At 36.3% G+C, this 19,544-nt stretch carries 13 protein-coding genes; 5 read left to right on the top strand and 8 right to left on the bottom strand.

What is annotated here, in order from left to right:
- Nucleotides 1–3: 3 nt before the first annotated feature.
- The 7 genes from CFY84_RS01475 to CFY84_RS01440 form a co-directional block, all read right to left on the bottom strand.
- Complete coding sequence (locus tag CFY84_RS01475; protein ID WP_088822389.1) at nt 4–897, bottom strand: amino acid ABC transporter permease; 894 nt, start codon at nt 895–897, stop codon at nt 4–6.
- An 8-nt stretch (nt 898–905) separates the two neighbouring features.
- Nucleotides 906–1,886, bottom strand: a complete 981-nt coding sequence (locus CFY84_RS01470; RefSeq protein ID WP_228149573.1) for an ABC transporter substrate-binding protein — start codon at nt 1,884–1,886, stop codon at nt 906–908.
- 63 nt (nt 1,887–1,949) lie between these two features.
- The gene (locus tag CFY84_RS01465; RefSeq protein WP_088822387.1) at nt 1,950–4,349 is read right to left on the bottom strand and encodes a TonB-dependent receptor plug domain-containing protein; all 2,400 of its coding nucleotides are present in this window, start codon (nt 4,347–4,349) and stop codon (nt 1,950–1,952) included.
- An 875-nt stretch (nt 4,350–5,224) separates the two neighbouring features.
- Nucleotides 5,225–6,175 carry a 2-hydroxyacid dehydrogenase gene (locus CFY84_RS01460; RefSeq protein ID WP_088822385.1) on the bottom strand — a complete coding sequence of 317 codons (951 nt, stop codon included), beginning with the start codon at nt 6,173–6,175 and terminating at the stop codon, nt 5,225–5,227.
- A gap of 272 nt (nt 6,176–6,447) precedes the next feature.
- The gene (locus CFY84_RS01455; RefSeq protein WP_088822384.1) at nt 6,448–7,869 is read right to left on the bottom strand and encodes an MFS transporter; all 1,422 of its coding nucleotides are present in this window, start codon (nt 7,867–7,869) and stop codon (nt 6,448–6,450) included.
- Nucleotides 7,870–8,608: 739 nt separating this feature from the next.
- Nucleotides 8,609–10,618 carry a DUF262 domain-containing protein gene (locus tag CFY84_RS01445; protein ID WP_088822381.1) on the bottom strand — a complete coding sequence of 670 codons (2,010 nt, stop codon included), beginning with the start codon at nt 10,616–10,618 and terminating at the stop codon, nt 8,609–8,611.
- Nucleotides 10,618–12,123, bottom strand: coding sequence for a DUF262 domain-containing protein (locus CFY84_RS01440; protein ID WP_228149572.1), 1,506 nt, complete (start codon nt 12,121–12,123; stop codon nt 10,618–10,620). Before CFY84_RS01440 ends, CFY84_RS01445 begins: the two co-directional genes overlap by 1 nt.
- A gap of 635 nt (nt 12,124–12,758) precedes the next feature.
- Here CFY84_RS01440 and mutS point away from each other — a divergent pair.
- The 3 genes from mutS to CFY84_RS01425 all read left to right on the top strand — a co-directional run bounded on the left by mutS (nt 12,759) and on the right by CFY84_RS01425 (nt 17,666).
- Nucleotides 12,759–15,404 carry a DNA mismatch repair protein MutS gene (gene mutS, locus CFY84_RS01435; protein ID WP_088822379.1) on the top strand — a complete coding sequence of 882 codons (2,646 nt, stop codon included), beginning with the start codon at nt 12,759–12,761 and terminating at the stop codon, nt 15,402–15,404.
- Between the two features lie 135 nt (nt 15,405–15,539).
- A complete protein-coding gene (locus CFY84_RS01430; RefSeq protein WP_088822378.1) occupies nt 15,540–16,514 on the top strand; it encodes an aliphatic sulfonate ABC transporter substrate-binding protein in 975 nt (324 codons plus the stop codon).
- Nucleotides 16,515–16,688: 174 nt separating this feature from the next.
- A complete protein-coding gene (locus CFY84_RS01425; protein ID WP_088822376.1) occupies nt 16,689–17,666 on the top strand; it encodes an aliphatic sulfonate ABC transporter substrate-binding protein in 978 nt (325 codons plus the stop codon).
- A 44-nt stretch (nt 17,667–17,710) separates the two neighbouring features.
- On the opposite strand, the gene CFY84_RS01420 is transcribed toward CFY84_RS01425, so the two are convergent.
- The gene (locus CFY84_RS01420) at nt 17,711–17,959 is read right to left on the bottom strand and encodes a hypothetical protein (RefSeq protein WP_228149612.1); all 249 of its coding nucleotides are present in this window, start codon (nt 17,957–17,959) and stop codon (nt 17,711–17,713) included.
- Nucleotides 17,960–18,313: 354 nt separating this feature from the next.
- Here CFY84_RS01420 and fdxA point away from each other — a divergent pair, with 354 nt between their 5' ends.
- Complete coding sequence (gene fdxA, locus CFY84_RS01415; RefSeq protein WP_088822373.1) at nt 18,314–18,637, top strand: ferredoxin FdxA; 324 nt, start codon at nt 18,314–18,316, stop codon at nt 18,635–18,637.
- 142 nt (nt 18,638–18,779) lie between these two features.
- Nucleotides 18,780–19,523 (top strand): D-Ala-D-Ala carboxypeptidase family metallohydrolase, encoded by a 744-nt coding sequence (locus CFY84_RS01410; protein WP_228149571.1) that lies wholly within the window; start codon nt 18,780–18,782, stop codon nt 19,521–19,523.
- The last annotated feature ends 21 nt before the right edge of the window (nt 19,524–19,544 follow it).

The raw sequence follows: 19,544 nt of genomic DNA, 5'->3' as shown, positions 1-19,544 counted from the left end.
GAGCTATCCATGTTTCTTGTGAAAAGTACGTAATATACGTCCAATAATGTTGTCTTTTTTTTGGTTGCGATTGAGCTTGGCTTCAATTGCATATTGAATGACTGAAAAAACACTGGTAATAATGGTGTACCACACAGCAGCCACCATCAATAATGGAATGATTTGCTGATTACGGTTATAAACCATTTGCACGGTATAAAATAATTCAGGCATCGCCAATACATATACAATGGCCGTCCCTTTCGACAAACTAATACACTCATTGACAAGTGAAGGTAAAATACTACGGATTGCCTGCGGGAAAATAATTCGTGATGTCCGATGCCACCATGACAAGCCAAGTGCAGATGCAGCTTCAAACTGTCCTTTGTCTACAGCTAGAATACCACCTCGAATAATTTCAGCTGTATAAGCACTTTGAACGACAGCTAAACCAATGAGTGCAGTGGTGAATTGATCTAATGCATTGACTGTTTTATAACTTGCAAACACCACTTCTGTAAATGGAATCGCAATGGCAATTTTTTCATAAAGATATGAAAAATTATATAAAATAATCAGTACCACCAATAAAGGAACCGAACGAAACAGCCAAATATAAAACCAAGCCACGCTTTGTACCAACCAAGAGCTTGATAACCGCATCATGGCCAATAACCCACCTAAAAAGAAGCTGAGTAACATGGCAACAAAGGTCAGTTTTAAGGTTAAAAATAAGCCACTGATAACAGCAGGATCAAAAAACCATAACCGAAATACTGACCACTCCCATTTACTGTTAAAAAATACAGATTCCAACAAAATCAAAATGAATAGGACTGCGATTAAACTGCCAATGTACCTGAGTGGATGTTTTACTTTTACGACTTTATACGCAGAAGAATGATTGTGTTGCATAATTAAATTTACTCACCAAAGCCGACGGGATTAATCTCTGAATGTTCAAGCGATTCATTGGCAAGTCCCCAACGGCCAAGCGCCTGCTGAATATTGCCATTTTTAATGTTGCCATCTACGGCACTTTGAATTGCTGAGGTGAGTCCGGTACCTTTTTTCAATGTCACTGCGATGTCGGCAGTTTTTGGCCAACCACCGTTTAAATATCCTACACGTTTAATATTGGCACCATTTTCCATTCGCCATGTACCTGAAGGGTTCGGCACAAAATACACATCGGCACGTCCAGCTTCTAATGCCAAAATGGCCATCGCTTTATCTTCAAAATATACAGGCGTGGTTTTTGCACGACCTAAACGTTCGTTTTCATCAATCCATTCCAAAAGAATTTTTTCTTGATTGGTACCTGCACCAACAATTACGCGCTGCCCTGCTACATCTTTGGCAGTTTTAATTTCTTGAATTGGACTGTCTTTAGCAACAAATAAACCTAAGCTATCTTTGCGATAAGTGACGAAATCAAAGCGTGCTTTACGTGCTTTACTGACAGAAATATTAATTAATGCGGCATCATATTTGCCAGAATCAATCCCAAGTGGCCAATCTTCCCATGAAGTTGGAATCAGTTTTAATTTTAATCCTAAGCTGTCTGCAATCAGACGTGCAATATCAACTTCAATTCCAATCGGTGTTTTATTGTCTAACGCCAATGTAGTAATTGGCGGTGAATTACCTGCGATAATTGCTACGGTGAAATAGCCATCTTGCACAAAATGATAGTCTTGAGGGATTTTACTAACCGCATCAGTATTCAATGTGGTATGAATTGGCACCGTATTTCTTGCCAATAAATCACGCATATTGGCAGGCATGGTTAATAAGGTGGCTTCAGAAATTGAAGCATCATGACTGTTTTGATGCGGTTCACAGCCCACTAAAAAAACAGACGTGAATAACAAAAACGAGCTGATTAAACGAAGCAACGGCACAGTACACAATCCTTAAAAATTTAAAGTGCAGCGAAGGATTTCACTGCACTTTTGATGCTGAACTTACCAGCGATAAGTTACACGAGAGTAGTAAAACGCGCCATTGGCACCAAATGGTGAGAATAAGCTGTATTGAATGCTACCACCTGTCGAACTTGCTGTGGTTTTATCTTTATCAGGATAGACATTGGTAATATTGTCGCCACCAACTTCAAATTTCCAATTTTTGTATTTGTATGATAACGCCAAATCCAAAATCCAATTTGCTGAGTATTTTTGATCATACGCAGGGCCACTGTTACTATACGTTTTAAAGCTACCATAGCGTGTTACGTTGGTGCTCACGCCCCAATTGCCCAATGTATAATCATTGGTAATGGTTAGCTTATGCTTTGGCGTACTTGCAGCCAAAATACCATATTGCTCTCTACGGTCAAGGCGGTTGAGGTTGACACCCAGACTATTCAAAATATCCGGGTTGGCTCTAACCTTTGTAACTTTATTTTCATTGTAATTGTAGGCAAGTGAGCTGTTCAACTTACCATATGGAATATTATTCCATGCATAGTTTGCGACTAAGTCTACCCCTTTGGTACGTGTATCTGCTGCATTATTAAAGAAGCGGACTGTATCAAAGTTGATATCGGTAATACCATTGGCTGCCAAATATGACTTCACTGTTGCGCTGTTGGCTGCAATGTTTGAAGACAGTGTAATACGATCTTTAATATCAATTAAGTAAGCATCAAGGGTTAAATAAAACTGATCATTTGGTGTCAACACCACACCAACGCTATAGTTTCTTGATTTCTCAGGCTTTAAGTCTTCAGCACCTAATAAACGTGCAATTTTAGAGTCTGTAGCAAATGTTCCTGCTTCAACAATGCTTTGATTGACTAGCTGTGAAGAGGTTTGCGTATAATATTGCTGTGCAAGGCTTGGAACACGAAATCCAGTAGATGCATTGGCACGAAAAGCAATTTTTGGATTCACTTCATAGCGCAAAGATAAAGCGCCGTTATCTGCATGTCCAAAATCATTATAATACTCATGACGATATGCCAATGATCCCGAGAGTTTTTCAGTAATATTGGTATCTAAATCAAGATAAGCTGCAATATTGTCACGCGACCATTTTCCAGCATCTGCATTTCTAAAACCAGCTAAGCCTGAAGAGCCTGTTTTATAATATGAATTTGGATCGCCCGCTTCAATTTCATAATTTTGATTTAAATATTGCACCCCTGTTGAAAACGTTAACGGGCCGCTTAAAAATTTGATGTCAAAATCACGTGATAGATCAAAATTAAATGCGGTTTGATCATTAATTAACGCACCATTATAAAAACGGGTTGGTGTGTAATTAAAATCTTTATATGTGCTGACATTAATAGTGTCTGTGCGTACTTGATATTTATTACGACCATAGTTGATCGAAGCATCGTAACGCCAATCTGCAAGCTCACCTTTCAAGCCAAATACTGCGGCAATATCTTCAGACTCACCAAAAATAAGTGGCAAATAACCATTTGGATAAATAGCAGGAATATTACTGCTTGAATTACTTAAACGGTAAAAGGCTGCAGATTCTGCTTGTTTACGGCTATATGTTGCAAAACCATATAATGTTGCAGCATCTGTTAAATCATATTCACTATTAATTGCAACTTTAACGTTGTCTTGTTCTGGGTCACCATAACGAAATGTACGTTGACCATAGGTGGTTGCAGCAGGATCACGCTTATCTAAACCTGCACGGTTGGTGCTGTCATCGTTTTCCCACTCACCTGCAAAAGTAATAAAGCCCTTTTGATTTAAGTCTGTTCCACCTGAAATAAAGCTTTGCTTTTGCTCTCCATCCCCTTTGGAGTATTTGCCATAGCGCACACCTGCTTCACCATGCTTGGTGTCAGTTTTTAAGATGATGTTAATCACCCCTGCAATCGCATCTGAACCATAACGTGCAGATGCACCATCTTTTAATACTTCAATACGGCTCACTGCAGACATTGGAATGGCATTTAAATCTGTAGGTGATGAACCACGCCCAATCGTACCGCCCATATTGATAAATGCACTTGTATGACGGCGCTTACCATTGACTAAAACCAAGACTTGGTCAGGTGATAAGCCTTTAAGCTGTGCAGGGCGGACAAACTCTGTACCATCTGCTACAGATGGACGCGGAAAGTTGATCGATGGGATCAGCTTTGACAATGCTGTGCCAAGTTCACTTGTACCCGTCCGTTGTTGTAAATCTTCTGCTGTAATCACATCAATCGGTTGTGATGACTTGGTTGCAGAACGATTAATCTTTCTTGTTCCTGTCACAATAATGGTATTTAAAGCTTCAACTTTATTTTCATTATTTGTTGGCACAGCTGCATCCTCTGCGTGTGCAACAGGATAAATACTGCTCATGATTAAAAGCGTTAATAGCTTTAATTTGAATGTATTGTTCATATTGAATACAAGTGTTTGGTCTAATTGTATGCTTATGTTACAAACATATATCTCTATGTAAATTAACTTTTCACGCTATCTTTATGAATAAATGAGCTATTCAAAGCCTATATTTTTGTAATATGTGAATAGGAAATCACTAAAAATAAATAAATACATTTTATTTCAGACATTTATAGTAAAATAATTATTCATTGAATATTTTTTATTTTGAATATATATCGTTAATTTGATTCTTTTTGGCTGAATGAACTGTATTTAAAATTATCTATATGCTTATAAATTATTCATGATGTCTTAAAAATTACACATGGTCTCTTTAATTTATCCACGCATTTCATAAATTATCAAAATCATCTAACTTACGGTAACAAATATAGCCCATAATTTAGCAAGTATATTAGTGTTTTATAAGTTTCAATATACTGATAATCAAATAAAATCAAAGGTTCAATTACTTTTCGTCTAAGATTTAGATAACCTCTTAAATAGTCATGAAATCCATCTGGGCTACCACCAAAAAATACTTATCCTTTGACAAAATTGGGGCTAGTATGGATCTTGATTTCCCTGAGTATATTTAGTTTTTTTGATATTGGATCATGTTTCCATCGGCAAACGCCATGATCATCATTTAGAATAAAGCAATTGAATTATTACAGCCTAAATCCTTGATTGCAGAACAAAATCGAAGTGCTTAATACCCAATACAAGGTACTCAGTATATGTAAGTATTTTAAATTTAAATATATCTATCTACTTTATAACTTATGCCATCTCTCTTATATTTTTAAATAGCTACGTCTATCAACTTAAATAGGCACTTCCCCCTAAATTGAATTTCAAGAGGAAGATGTACGGGTTATTAGAGAAAATTAAACAGCTGTCAGTACGCGATTTTCTTGAATATATGCTTGAATATTAGCTGCAACTAAATCTGCCATCGCTTGACGTGTTTCATGTGTACCACTTGCATAATGTGGTGTGAGAATTACATTATCTAATTTAAATAATGGACTTTCTGTACAAGGCTCAACTTCAAAAACATCTAGACCCGCACCAGCAATTTCTTTTTTAATTAAACTTGTTATTAAAGCCAACTCATCAATCACTGCACCGCGAGCAATATTGACAATAAATGCACTCGGTTTCATTTTCTTTAAGATACGAGCGTTAACGATATGCTGTGTTGTCGCGGTATTTGGTAATGCCAACACAAGCATGTCTGCATCAGCTGCAAGCTGTTCAAGTGTTTCAATATATGTATAGTTTAATTCCGTTTTCGGCTGTCTATTATGATAAATAATATTCATACCTGCAGCTTCTGCGCGCTGAGCAATAGCTTGACCAATTTTACCCATACCTAAAATGGCACAATTTTTTTTAGCTAAACTTGATGTTAATGGAAAACTACCTGCCCCCCACTGTCCTGATCTCACGAATCGGTCTGCTGTAAGTAATTGTCGAGACAATGCATACATGAGCATCATTGCTGTATCAGCTACACAATCATTCAATACATGCGGTGTATTGGTAACAATAATTTGTTTTGAGTGCGCATAGTCTATATCTATGCTATCAAATCCCACGCCAAAACTAGCAATCAGTTTCAGGTTAGGTAAAGCATCTATCATTTTACCATCAATACCCGTTTGATTACTGGTTGCTACAATATCAAACTGATGACCATATGTATTTAAATATTGAGTTGGATCAGTCTGTAAACTTAACTGCTCAATCTGAGTGAACCGAGCTTGTAATGTGCTTAAATAAGTATCTGATTGCTCACCAAGTAATAAAATTGTTGCTTGAATTTTTGATGTCATTCGCCCACCCCATGGTTTGTCGATCTAAATGTTATGTGTTTTAAATTTTCATCTATTTTTATTTACACCGCTGCAAAATAGCATGTTTAATCTTAAAGTGTAGAGCTTTTATTCGGTGACATACCAATAAATTACTACACGCCTTCTCTAATCAATATCTCAAATGAAATTTGAGCGAGCAAATGTTTGACCTTCTTTGCAAGAAAGCACTGTACTTAGTACTGTTAATTTAAAGATCAAACATTTTTTACTTATAGATTATGAATACTCATTTATAATTTTGCACTTGGAAATTTTAATACCAACGGCAAGACCAGTAGCATCATACTGGCACAGACAGCAAACAACTCATGTATTGCATGGATTTGAACAGCTGAAATAGAATCTGTAGGCAAGCTATAATGTGTCTGCAGTTGTAAATATAAAGCAGCAAATAGCACGGCTATCGTCGCAAATAAACGGCGAAGTAAGTTGTTTAGTGATGCGCCTTGATTGATTAAAACTTGCTGTTCTAATTGATTTAGCCCAGTTGTTGTTGCAGGCATATAAGACAAACCAAAACCAACACTGTGAATAATAAGACATACTGCAATTGGCCAAAGTGCGTTTGTTTGAATCAAACTTAATCCAATAAACCCCATACTTGAAAAACATAGTCCAATACTGACTAGCCATTTCGCATTTTGTTGATTCAAATATTGTGCAACACGTTTAGCGCATAAGCTAGTGATGAGTGCACTAATCATAAGTAAAAAACCTGTCCACAAAACACTTAAACTCAATGTATTTTGAATCAGTAATGGAATTAGTAACAATAAAATAAATAATGCTGCTGTGTGTGCTGTTGAAATGATTAAACTTTTATTAAATATAGAGCTTTGGAATAACTGCCAATTAATTATGGGAAATAATTGATTATGTCTAGTCCGATAAAATAAACCTGCACTGAATAGGCTCACCAACAGCAATAGAATGAATAAATACCCGCTCAAGTCTGCAAGTTGTTGAACTTGACTTAAAGCGACCAATAAAGAGACTACAGATCCAGTTAGCCAAACAAAACTTGACCAATTAAATGAGACAGGCTGAACTTGCACCATTGGCTTAGGAATGAAAATACAGCCAATAATCCATGCAAAACAAGCCAAAGGAATATTGATTAAAAATAGAGACTGCCAATCAAGCCACGCCAAAACCAATGCACCAATCATTGGGCCAGCAGCTAAACTCAGCATCATCATGCCGCTCCACTGCCCTGTGACAGCACTTCGCTCATTTTTAGGAATGACTGAATACAGTATTCCCAACGACAATGGAACCATCAAACCATTTGAGATGCCTTGTAATGCGCGAGCAGCCAATACAACAGAAAATTGTGTTGCAAATGCACCCAAGACTGAGCTCATCATAAAGACAAAAAGTGATATTAAATAAATACGGCGTTGTCCAAAACGTTGGCTTAGAAAGCTTGCAAGCAACAGGCTTAAACTCATGGTCAATAAAAAAATAATCATCAGCCAACTTACACTGACTTCTGCCAAACGGAAGTCATGCATGAATTGAGGTATTGCTGGATTAAAACTGTTGTTATTTATACTGACAATGCCAGTGCCGAGCATGACGGAAACCATGACCCAGCGTTGAGAAGTTAAATCATGTGCTGACAATAAAGCCGATTTAGAAAGATCTGCCATAAGATACTCTGCCTTTTATTGCATCATTACTGGTTCAGAGTACGAAGCACACTGCTTAAAAATATGTCGTCCTAATGGCATGGCAAATGATAAAATTTGATTATTTACTTTCTTGCCTATCAATCGAAAATTTTGTGCAACACTCAGCTGATAAGCTCGTTGCTGTGTTAATGACTGTACTAAATATTGATGTATCATCTGATCCCTGACTGATTTCATATTTGCTTCCTAGCTGACAAAAATTGTCACATTAATGTAGGCCGAATATACGCTTTCAGATTAGATAATCAAAAAATAATGGTGATGGTTTACACTTCAAAACAAAATGCGTGTGTAAACTTTGTACGTGATTACCGACGATGTACAAATAAAATGCAATCAAAATAACCAACTCATTCTATTCAGCCCAAAAGCAAACATTAATATTTTGCGTATCAATCCAATATATGGAATAGATAAAATGCTTAATTTTAATTCAGGTACACAGCACTTTTATGCGTGAGTTAAAATGACTTAATATCAAATGTTCCTTGATTGACTTGCTTACTGAACATGTATAATTCGTAAAATTGTGTCATTGACGCATTGTAATTGTATTTAAACTGAAGGTTTTCATCTGCATGAATAGTAAAGAAATCATGGCTAACATACATTCTCATACACTAACCATGTATTAGTCCCTTATAATTCTTTGTCCCAATTTTTATAAACATATGATTTAACGAATAAAAGTATGCTGTTAAGAGCATACTTTTTCGTTTAAATCTTTTAACAATAGCTTTACCATTTCATGTTGATGCTTTTCTATACTCTCTTTATTCCATTCCGATTCATTCTTGTCCACAGCCTGCATCATCAGCTCCAATTTTAAACTAATTGGTACTTTCGTATGTCTCCTTAACCAATTGGCTTTTTGAATTGGCATATCATTGGTTAAAGTAGAGTTTTCGCTCTGATTAACTAAGCCTAAATTACCAAAACAATTTAAAATCTCTGAAGGTAATCGCTCACCTACCTTTGGATTTTGCGGATAAAAGTGTTCAATCGAGTCTTTATAACTGAAGTAAAATTCAGAATGTTTTCCAAGCTTATTTTTTAACAAGATATAATCTAGATAGTTTAAACAAAAGGAACGGATCCTTTTGTACGTAAAATAAGCTTCAACATCTTGTGCTGTCACCGTAGTATCATAATCAAACTGTTCAGAATACATAAAACTTTCATAATCTTGCGCTAATGCACTTAAATAACGCTTCTTAATCAAGTTACGTGCTAAATCTTCTAAATATATAACATAGCTATCTAAGCTAATATCTTGTTGGCTATGGCTAGTGAGCCAATACAAAACACTAAACAACCAATTCTTACGTGCATGTGTCGGATAAGAAACATGAAAAGCGGATAGAAGCATGACTAGATTTCTTTGACTGCCACCTAGTGCTAATTCATTGTCTCCACTCTGATCAGCCTTAGAAAAAGTATTTACATAACTCACATTGCCAGCAAAATAACATTTTGGTTTTTTAAGCGACCACCCTTTATACTGTTGACTGTTCTCACGCTTGATGACATATAAATCAAATAAATACCTTGTCTTTAAAAGCAGATAAATAAAGCTTTTTACATGCTCGGGATGAATAATAATGTTTTTAAAACTTTCTAATAATGTCTTATCATCGAGTAAAACTTTACTAGATTCACCTTCTTTCGACTGTTTTTTAATATAAATTTTTAAAACTTGCATGAGGAAATTTGGATAATCAATAATGCTTGTGAAACGTTCACTTGATTCCTCCTCATATAACTTCTGACTAATAGGTACAGGATTAAGCTTTAGAATATCATCCAAAGCGAGCTTATCTCCATATGAGCTTTTCCCTTCAGAGCTAGTATTTTCCACTGTATTTTTGATACATAAATATTGCTTAAGCTCACCATAACTTTGAACCAACCAACCATGATATGCATCACCAAATATGTGCTTTCTCTGATCTGTATTAAAGCCATAGGCAACATATTTGTACATGTCCTGACATGCCGACCATACTTGATGAACAGTATTACGATCATCTTCATCTGTACTTAGCAAACTAAGAAAATGTGCCTTAATCACTTCATGCGCTTCTAGTTGTTCTCCACGATTATTCAGCGCATCAAAATAATGTGTCACATCCGCAAGTTCTGGAATCTTCGTACGCAAAATGACCACGCGATCAAATAAATAATCGGCAAACTGTTCTAGTTCCTCTTCTCGAACAATCCTTAAACACTCTTGAGCAATAATTCGATAACCTTTTAAGATAGAATGATCGGCATACTCTACATTCAATCGAGTTAGTTCTTTTTCAAAAGATAAATTATCTACACTCGCGTATTTCCATAAAGAATTTAAGAGAATGATAGACTTTTCACGGCTTTCAAAACTTAATCTTGTGCGGGTAAGTTGACTTATCTTCGGATGATTAAGCTTAGATTTCAAAAATAAAACGATAAGATTTAAAGTTGTAAAACGTTGCTGGCCATCCAAAACTTCAAAATAATGATCTTTTTGTGCGACAACTAAACTACCAATGTAATAGTTTTCCATTTTTTCTTTGGACTTTACATAGTAATCATAAACATCCTGTATCAATGCACTGATTTGAGGTTGTTCCCAAGCATAATTTCGTTGATACACGGGGATTTGATAATTCACATCTTCGCTTAATAATTGCAAGATGGTATATGGCTGTGTTTGATCTATAGACATTATCCTTGCTCCGCCATGTATTTCATCTCTTTGAATAACTTCTCAATACCTGTTGTTCTCGTGGTTTGGCTGGCTTTAACATAAATATTTAGCGAAAAATTTAAAAAGTCTTTCGGCCGTAGTGATTCATCTAAACGCCTAAAGAGGTTATGATCTCTTACATGGTTCTCAATACTGGACTCATAGATACTAGATTGCTTAAGGCGTAAACTATATGCCCAAATAAATCCTACTTCTAAAGCACTAGAAAACTCTGTAATACCAAAACGATCATAGTATGCCAATAGAAAACAATTCAGTACTTTACGGACATAACCATCACCTGTTCTTGTTCTACCTGAATATGCATAGTCTTTAGCATTTTCAGTCACGGTAAAACCATTGATGACTTTCCAAATCTTTTTCGATGTCTCTGTTAGTAATAATGATTCAACCCAAGCATCATGACTTTGTGGATGAAGTAAGCCTAAAGCTTTACTTTCATAATAGCTAAACCATTCAAAAAAACGGCGCCCATTGATCATGGTCTGAGTGATTTGAAATGGATAAGCTAAATTCAGGTTATCTACTCTGCGAAAGCGATCACTGTTATATTCATCGACCATACTATGTAAAATACGATATGCATGACTCAGGGGTAAATGATCTTCTTGATGTAATGATATTCCTTTGAAATCCTCAACCTGTGCTTTACTAAATTGAAATGCTTTTTTGCCTTTGGTCCATTGTCTGATTGGATAGAGAAAATGAGAAAAAATTTGATGTACCTCTTCTCCTTTCCTTTGCTCCCATTGTTGAACCACTTTTGCCTTTAGCTCCGCTTCAATAGGGTCAAACTCTCGCAGATGATAAGCCTTTAACAAATCATGTGGATATAAATCTAATCCTCTTGAATTCTGTGAATCAAAAAACTGAAAAGCCTCTGCAAGCTTACTTAACTGAGCAATGACAAACTCACATTTGGTTAAAAGAATATCAATATATTCCGCTAAGGATGTTGAGCGTGGCTTGTCGATCAGCTTTTCAATAACATCATAATTTCGACGTAAATTTTCTTGAGTAATACGACATGCTGGAATATCTAATGTAAACTGAGGAATATCTAATTTGTTTAATTCATGACTTCTAGCTTGCAATGCATGCCAAATTAAATAAAAGGTCAAAGTACGCTGCTGTCCATCTACAATATTTTTTTTCAAGTCAGGTAACTTAAGCTGTAATTTGTTGTTAAGAGAATACTGACCAAAAGCAGTGTACCCCTTAAAGCAAATTGATTTGTGCAGAACAATGGTGCCTAGGCGATACTTATAACGATCATCATCACGGTTTTTTGCAGTAATTCCGGCAACAAAACAATCTAAATCATCAAACAGCGTGCGGACATGCTTTTCTGTCCATTTATAAGGACGTTGATAATCTGGAATCGTGAAATCTTGTTCGTAAAACTCTTTTAATGAAATAACTCTCGGCTCTAAAGTTACAGCAGGCATTTTTTTAATATTCATTTTAAAATAATCATAATAATGTGGCCGTTATAGTGTTTCGTTAAATTAATATGTTGTTGAATTTGAAGATTCAATCATTGCTAGAATTTTAGCTTTTTTAATTCTTATTTGAAATTAAATTCGCTTCATCCCTCAAAGGATTTAATAATAATTATACTGAATACCGATTTTTAAATATATCTTGGTTTGGGGTATACCCCTTAAAACAACCTTCCCGTTTTTGTTTACCTTTCCTTTTTTCGAGTACGATCCATAAAGAGCACTTCAAACGCAGTACTTTGAATAGATTAAGCATCACTATATTAATTGCTCAAGAATAAGATCGTTTGGCTTTAAATCGACAATAAGGAATACTGATCGCAACGATTATGCTTTAGCTGGTCCTGAAAACTAATGTTGAGATAATTTATATTCACCCTTAAATGGATGAACCTACTGTAGATGTAACTGATCAAATGGATTTTATTAAAAATCTAATATTTCAACTTTTTAATAAAGTTCCAAAAAAGGTATAATCAAAAGTGCTTTTCAGCATTAGATTGCTGAGTTTCCCAAGATACCTAGCAAGATTGATCAGGATAGTTTTTCTCTGCAATTTGTTGTACATATTATTAATTGAGAAGGTTTTCATCTGCATGAATAGTAAAGAAATAATGGCTAACATACATTCTCATACCCCAATGATGCAGCAGTATTTAAACGTGAAGATGCAACATCCACACAGTTTACTGTTTTATCGTATGGGTGATTTTTACGAATTATTTTTTGATGATGCGAAAAAAGCGGCAAAAATGTTAGGCATTACACTAACCCATCGCGGTAAAAGCAGTGGTGAACCTATTCCAATGGCAGGTGTACCCTATCATGCGGCAGAAAGCTATTTAGCACGCTTGGTGAAAAAAGGTGAAACCGTCGCAATTTGTGAACAAGTAGGTGAAGTCACAGGTAAAGGTCCTGTAGACCGTCAAGTGGTACGAATATTAACTCCAGGCACCCTGACAGATGATGCTTTATTAAACAGTACACAAAATTCAAACTTAGTCGCTTTAGTGATTAAACAGCATAAAATTGGCATCGCTTTACTTGATTTAAGTGCCAGTATATTTAAAGTCCAAGAACTTGATTTTAGACCTGAACTCTTAACCATTGAATTAGCGCGGCTTATGCCGAGTGAAATTTTAATTGATGAGGATCTTGTTGATCAACATTTAATTGAAGTGATTAAACAGCAGCTTGAATGTCCGATAACCAAACGTCCAAATGTCGATTTTAATCTCAATAATGCCAACAAAACCCTTTGTGATCAGTTTTATGTCAGCACTTTAGCAGGATTCGGTATTGATCATTTACCACTTGCAAAAGCTGCAGGTGCAGCATTAATTCATTATGCAAAAGAAACTCAAAAGACCGCACTGCCCCATATTCGAACCATTCAACTTGAGCAAAGCCAAGATTTTATTGCACTTGATCCAGTAACACGGCGTAATTTGGAATTAGTTGATCCTTTATTTGAGCATGGAACATCATTATTTTCTCTTCTTGATGATTGCCAAACTGCTATGGGCAGCCGATTATTACGCCGTACATTAATGCAACCTATTCGTGACAGTGTGGTATTGGATGAACGATTAGATGTCATTGATCAATGTCTGCAAACTGACAATGAAGATCCGATTCGAGGTGTATTAAAAGAAATTGGCGATATTGAGCGTGTATTAAGCCGAATCGCTTTGGGTTCTGCGCGTCCACGTGATTTAGTACAATTACGTCAAGCATGTCAACAAGTGCCGCAACTTCGTCATGTCTTAGAGCCACAGCTTCAACAAGCCAACTCACCTACATTACTGACACAATTACACCAAGAGCTTGGTGATGTAGATGCACTTTATGCTTATTTATCCGCAGCCATTGTGGAACAACCTCCTGTATTATTACGTGATGGACAAGTCATTGCTACAGGCTTTGACCCTGAACTTGATGAATTACGACAAATTCGTGATCATGCAGGGCAATTTCTCATTGATCTTGAAATTCAAGAGCGTGAAAAAACAGGCATTCAAACTTTAAAAATAGGCTATAACCGTGTCAGTGGTTACTACATTGAATTGTCACGTGCGCAATCTGAACATGCCCCAAGTCATTTCATTCGCCGTCAAACGTTAAAAAATGTTGAGCGCTACATCACCCCTGAACTTAAAAGTTTTGAAGACAAAGTACTCTCAAGCGAATCTCGTGCATTGGCACGTGAAAAAATGTTATTTGAGCAAATACTTGATCAATTACGTGAACAAATGACGCCATTACAATTGATGAGTAGCGCCATTTCACAGCTCGATTTATTAACCAATTTTGCCCATCAAGCGCGATTACGGCATTGGACTCGCCCTGAATTTACTCCAGATCTTGGTATACATATTGTCGCAGGTCGCCATCCTGTGGTCGAAGCATTAAATAAAACACCGTTTACTCCAAATGACACCCAACTTGATGCCTCGCATCGCTTGGCCATTATTACAGGTCCCAATATGGGTGGTAAGTCAACATTTATGCGACAAACGGCTTTAATTAGCCTACTTGCGTATTGTGGTAGCTTCGTGCCTGCCAAGCAGGCCACATTGGGTCCGATTGACCGAATTTTTACACGAATTGGTTCTGCAGATGATTTATCGACAGGCAAATCCACTTTCATGGTAGAAATGACAGAAACATCGCAAATTTTACATCATGCGACACAACAGTCTTTGGTATTAATGGATGAGGTCGGTCGTGGTACCAGTACTTATGATGGCTTATCTTTAGCATGGGCATGTGTTCTTGATTTAGCAAAGCGTATTAAATGCCTGTGTTTATTTGCCACGCATTACTTTGAGTTGACTGAGCTTGCAAGTGAGCCTCATATTCATAATTATCATGTCACAGCCAAAGAACTAAATGGTAACTTAATTTTATTACATAAAGTGCAATCGGGTCCTGCAAGTCAAAGCCATGGTTTACAAGTTGCAAAATTAGCAGGCATTCCAAGCAATGTCATTAAAGAGGCACAAAAGCGCTTACGGATTTTAGAAAAACAGCAAAGTTCTATGCCAATCACAAGTCAGCAAAATGATTTATTTGCAGAGCAAGACCCTGTGACATATGCAGAACCAACCATCATTGAAAAAATTATTGAGGTTGAGCAAACTTCAAAAATCGATCAAACACTGCGCATATTAGATGTTGATAATTTAACACCAAAACAAGCTTTGGATCAGTTGTATCAGCTTAAAGCTTTGATTGATTAATCCCTATACATTTGTAAGCCAAAAACCACTATTTGGCTTACAAATCAAATATTTAAAATAATGTTAAATATTTGTACTTAAAATGTAATCAATACTATATATTATGCGTACAACATCAACTTATGAATAACCTTTATGAAATCTATTTATTTCACTGCGGCTATAAGTATTAGTCTTTTTGCTATTACGGGGTGTGCCAAAACAGAAGAACAACCAGTTAAAAGCACAGCAACATCAAAACAAATTCAAAGCTTGACCATTGGTTATCAAAAGTCAGCCTTAAAGCTGATTGTTGCTAAACAAAATCGTATGTTTGAACAAGCGTTTCCTAACGTTAAAGTTGAGTGGAAAGAATTTGCAACAGGTCCACAAACTTTAGAAGCCTTGTCTGCTAAATCAATTGACTTTGGTTATACACTTGATGGCTCGGTAGTCACTGCTCTATCTGAAGGTAAACAGCTTAAATATTTGGGCTTTGAACAAGCATTTAATAAAGACCATGCAATTTTGGTATTAAGAAGCAACCCTGTTCAAAACGTCAATGAACTTAAAGGCAAACGTATTGGCTTAAACAAAGGCTCAAGTGCGCATATCTTTTTAGCAGAAGCTTTAAAAACAGCCAATTTAACATGGACAGATATTCAGCCTGTATGGCTTGAACCTGCTGAGGCTCGTACTGCTTTAACCAAAGGTAAAATTGATGCGTGGGCTGTTTGGGAACCGTACACCAGCGCAACTGAATTAAGCGGTATGGCAAAAGTTATTTTTGACTCAGGTAACTCAAACAAATCATATGGTTTCTATTTAGCACAACCTGAATTGATTAATAATGACCCTGAAAGTGCGAAAAAAATCTTAAATGTGTTAAATCAAACGGATAAATGGATTGACTCTCATCAACAAGAGGCTTCTGAAATTTTATCTAAAAATATCACAATCAACTTAAATGTTGCAGCACAGGTTATTGGTAAAAAACCAATGCCAAACCCTGTTGCACCTGTAACAGCTGAGGTTGTGAAATCGCAGCAAGATATTTCAAACTTCTTGGTGGAATGGAAAATTCTAAAAAATAATATTGAACCGCAAAAATATGTGTGGGACGGTAAATAGTTAAAATCAGTCGGTCTACAACAGTAGGCCGACTACGTTTTGAGCCAATCACAATAACTTATCTTAAGTTATTTAAGCTTACACTTTAAAGATAAGCATATTAATTATTGATATTTAAGATCGATGAGAGAGCATATAACATAACCTGCAAGATTAACTTGTTAAAGAATCTCTATGAAATCGCTTTATTTCACTGCTGCTTTAAGTATTAGCTTGGCTGCTCTTAGCATCACAGGCTGTAGTAAACAAGAACAACCAACGCAAAATTCAACACCAACGCCGATCACGACCCTCACAATCGGTTATCAAAAGGCTGCGTTAAAATTAATTGTTGCCAAACAAAATCACTTTTTTGAGCAAGAATTTCCAAATGTTAAAGTGGAATGGAAAGAGTTTCCTGCAGGGCCACAAACCTTAGAAGCCTTGTCTGTGAAATCCATTGATTTTGGTTATACAGGCGATGCGCCGATTGTATTTGCCCTATCTGCAGGTAAACAATTAAATTACTTAGGCTATGAGCAAGCATTTAATAAAGGTCATGCGATTTTAACGCCTAAAGCCAGCGCGATTCAAAAATTAAGCGACTTAAAAGGCAAACGTATTGCATTAACCAAAGGCTCAAGTGCACACAACTTTTTGGCAGAAACTTTACAAGTTGCCCATTTAACATGGAATGACATTCAGCCAGTTTGGCTCACACCGTCTGATGCACGAGCGGCCTTAGACAAAGGCGCAATTGATGCTTGGGCCGTTTGGGAACCGTATGCCAGTGCAACAGAATTAAGTGGGACAGCACGAGTGGTGTTTGATTCAGCCAACTTAGCCAAAACATATGGTTTTTATTTAGTACAACCTGAATTTGTTGAAAAACATCCAGACAGTGCTAAAAAAATCTTGGCAGTACTGAATAAAACAGATCAGTGGATTGATCAAAATAAACCGCAAGCTGCTCAGATTTTAGCAACAAGCACCAGTTTAGATGTAAAAGTAGCGAATCAAGTATTGGAGAAAAAGCCCGTACCGAATCCTGTTGCAACACTCACGCCTGAAGTGGTTCAATCCCAACAAGCGATTGGTGACTTATTCTTTGATTTAAAATTACTTCCTAACAAAATAGATGCCCAAAAAGCTGTTTGGCATGCACCACAATAAAATAAAAATATCCCGTACAACGCCATGATGTACGGGATATTTTCTTATTTAATTTGTAATATTTCGACTAATTTATTTTGCACATGATGAATCGCTGTTGCATAGCCTTGATCATATAATGCTGCATGCTGTCTCCAAAAGTCTAAATGTTCTTGATGCTCGCTTTCTAATTCTTTAATTAAACGCTGTAATTTTTGTATTTTATGTTTATTAATATCTTTGGTAATACTGGGTTTATGTCCACCACGTTTAGCATTTTTTATTTGTTTTTGGTAATTAATTTCTGATTTCATATTCATTCGATCTTCCCATATGACATGTTTTTTGTATGCGAAACTGATTATGACTTGAGAAACTTAGCGTAAATTAAGCCTCCCTTTGAGAATCTCTTATGATTTTTAAAGATTGATGACAAACATGTGAAATTTACACAAATGATATATTTCTTACTCCAATCCTATTTATCTAAGGTAATTCATGCCCAAATAGATGATATTAATTATCATTTATCAGAAAAATTCATATTGAATGGGTCTATTCATTGATTTAAATACTCAATATCAATAAAAGGAATTGTTAGTTGATGCAATTTTTGCCTACAATATAGCAATTAGAATGAACACCAAATTTTTTAGGTAGCTGTCGCTATGGCCTTTGTTGTCACTGAAAACTGTATTAAATGTAAATACCAAGACTGTGTTGAAGTCTGCCCTGTCGATTGTTTTTACGAAGGGCCAAATTTTCTTGTCATTAGCCCTGATGAGTGCATTGACTGCGCTCTGTGTGAGCCAGAATGTCCAGCAAATGCTATTTTTTCTGAAGATGAATTGCCAGCAGGCCAAGAAGTCTTTATTCAACTCAATGCAGAATTGGCAGAGAAATGGCCAAATATCACTGAAATTGGCGACCAGCCTGAAGACCGTGAAGAATGGAATGGCAAACCAGATAAGTTACAATACTTAGAAAAATAAGCCATAAAAAATAAACGACCAGCTTAAGCTGGTCGTTTATTGTTGCAGTTCGAAACATAATTCTCGTAAATTTGGCTGAAAACTCCCTTATACTTGCCTACAATAAAAAGTCCATCAGACGACTTACGTTGAATATTTCACTATGGCTCGAATGATTCCTAAAACAGTTTTACTCTCTTTACTTTCTACTCAAATTCTAGTGGCATGTCATGCGCCATCTAGCCAACCTGTTGTCTATACACATACCACACAGCAAGCCAATTTAACTGTGACTAAACGGATTTTTATTCCTCAAGAAAAGGTTTATACACAGTCTGCTGCACCGATTAAAGAGGTGCCTGCGTCGTATATTACTTGGCTTGCAAAAGACAACAACTATCAAAAAGTAAAAGCGTATGAAAACTATTTAGATCAACAAAATGTATCGCACATTGTGCCTTCATTTGAGCTATTACGCACCGCACGGGATTGGCAACAGTGTCATCGCGAACAATATGCCGTGCCTAATCGTGAGTTATGGTCAAATCAAGTCCCTACTCTTAAAGTGTTTAAATATCTTGTAGCCACCAAAGTACTCACCGACTTTGAAGTCACTTCTGTTTATCGTGATTTACCAACCAACCAATGTGCAGGTGGCACCTCAGCTTCACGACACTTATTTAATTCTGCGATTGATTTTAGAGTAGGCTCGGCAACACCATCAAAAAATGACTATGCACTGATTGAACAAACTAAATTTAAATTGTGTCAATTTTGGGTTCAATATGGGCGTAGCTTAAATTTAGGCCTAGGCGTCTATGCATCAGGACAAATTCATATTGATACGCAAGGCTATCGCACTTGGGGACCGAATTTAAGTCGTGGTTCTTCAATCTGTGGGCTGTAGTTTTTGTAGACAACAGGTATA

This window comes from Acinetobacter apis (assembly GCF_900197575.1).
Lineage (GTDB): Bacteria > Pseudomonadota > Gammaproteobacteria > Pseudomonadales > Moraxellaceae > Acinetobacter > Acinetobacter apis.
Note: the sequence above shows the minus strand (reverse complement) of the source record. Positions and strands in the feature narration are given on the sequence as shown.